Origin of the sequence: Streptomyces prasinopilosus, assembly GCF_001419695.1 — a bacterium.
Lineage (GTDB): Bacteria > Actinomycetota > Actinomycetes > Streptomycetales > Streptomycetaceae > Streptomyces > Streptomyces prasinopilosus.
The window spans coordinates 1-1,969 of the sequence record NZ_LIRG01000812.1; the positions used below are offsets into that span (position 1 = coordinate 1).

General features: G+C 74.8%; 1 protein-coding gene. It reads left to right on the forward strand.

Features of this window, described 5'->3' with window-relative positions; genetic code table 11:
• Nucleotides 1-315: 315 nt before the first annotated feature.
• Nucleotides 316-1,947: an MFS transporter gene (locus AOK18_RS26875; RefSeq protein WP_055696015.1), complete on the forward strand. Its 1,632-nt coding sequence runs from the start codon at nt 316-318 to the stop codon at nt 1,945-1,947.
• Nucleotides 1,948-1,969 lie beyond the last annotated feature (22 nt).

A 1,969-nucleotide genomic window follows, 5' to 3' on the forward strand; every position in this document is an offset into this window, starting at 1 on the left:
CCGCGCCCCGGCCGTCCGGCGGCCGGATTCTCCCCCCTCCGCGGCGCCCCACCCCGCGGGCGTCGAGCGGCGTGCCGTGCTCGACGGCACCACCGACCGGTTCCCGGCCTCCCCCACCCCCGGGGGAGCCGAACGGAGCAATCCACCCGTCCGCCCGTCCGCACCCGTCCGGCTCCCGGCGCGCGCGCTGTGCCCGGACGGCCCGGCCGGGCCGTCCGGCCCGGCTCCCCCACGCCCCGAGCCGCGGCTCACTACCCCACCGGTATCGGCCACAAGGGGCCGAACCGCCCCACCGTCCCAGTCAGGGAGAACGCAGTGACGCTCAACAACGGGACGACGACGTCCCCCGGCCCTTCCGCGGGGGCCGCCCGGCAGCCGGGCTACGCGGGCACGCTCGCGGCCGCGAGCTGCGCGGTGTTCGTGGCACAGCTGGCCAACGCCCTGCCGGCCTCTCTCAACGGCCTCTTCCAGCAGGACCTGGGCACCCACGGGTCCCAGCTGACCTGGATCACGGCGGCCTTCATGATCGCCGTGGTCGTCTTCGAGTTCACCTTCGGTGTCCTCGGCGACCTGTTCGGCCGCCGCAGGCTCATCGCCGCGGGTGCGGCGATGGTCGTCGCCGGCAGCCTCGTCTCCTCCCTCGCGCCCACCGTGCAGACGCTGTGGGCCGGTGCCGCGCTGAACGGTCTCGGCGCCGGTGCCATGTTCCCCGGATCGCTCACCATGATCGCGGACGTGGCCCGCGGCGCCCGGGAACGGGCCCGCGCCATCGCCCTGTGGAGCGGTTTCCTGTCCGCCGGCGCGGCGGTCTCCCCGCTGATCGGCGGCGTCTTCGCCAAGATCGGGTCGTGGCGGGGCTCCTACACGGTCCTCGTCGCGCTGGCCCTCGCGAGCGTGCTGCTCAGCCTGACCCTGGCCAAGGAGTCGAGGGCCGCCGAGGGGCGCCGCCTCGACGTCCCCGGTCAGATCACCTTCGCGCTCGGTCTCATCCTGGTGCTGTACGCGGCCGTGGAGGGGCCCGGGAAGGGCTGGGGCGAGCCGGACATCATCGGCGCGTTCGCCGTCGGCGCCTGCTTCCTGGTCGCCTTCGTCCTGATCGAGCGCCGGGCGGACTCCCCGATCCTGAACCTGACCCTGTTCAAGGACCGCGCCTTCACGGTGGGGTCGATCGTGGCCGTCATCGGCATGATCGCCTTCCTGGGCGCCTGCTTCACGACGAGCATGTGGCTCGGCCCCGTCCAGCACCAGGACCCGCTCCGCGTGGCGGTTCCGTTCCTCCTGCTGCAGGGACCGGCGTTCGTCCTGATCCCGGTCGTCTCCCGGCTGCTCCACAAGGTCGCCCCGAACTGGCTGCTGACCACGGGCTTCCTCCTGATGGCCGCCGGTTCGTTCCTGTGCGCCCGGCTGGACGTGACCGACACCAGCCTGACGCCGTTCGTGCTGCCGACCCTGCTCATCGGCATCGGCTTCGCCCTGGGCGTCAGCTCGATCACGGCCGTCGCGCTGAACAGCGTGCCGGGCCGGCTGGCCGGCATGGCCAGCGCCACCACCAACATGCTGCGCGACCTGGGCTTCGCCCTGGGTCCGGTGGTCGTCGGCGCGGTCGCCCTCAGCCGTGCGGGGGACGCGTTCTCCTCGAAGCTGGCCGGCGCGGACCTGCCGCCCGACCAGCTGGGCGCCGCCACCGAGATCGGCCGGGCGGCCGGTCCGATCGCCGTCAACAGCCTGCCGCCGGACGCTCCCGGCTCGGCCGCGCGGAGCATCGCCCTCGACGCCCTGGGCAGCGGCTACGGCCTCGCCTACACGGTGTGCGCCGTCGCCGCCCTCGTGGCCGCGATCGTGACCGTGGTGGGCATGGCCGGTGTCCGCGCTCCCCGGGAGCCGGACACGGAGCGCCCGGCCGGGAAGGCGCCCGGCGGGCGGCCCCAGGCCCCGACCGCGGTCTGACCCGGCCGCCCGCACGCCCCGT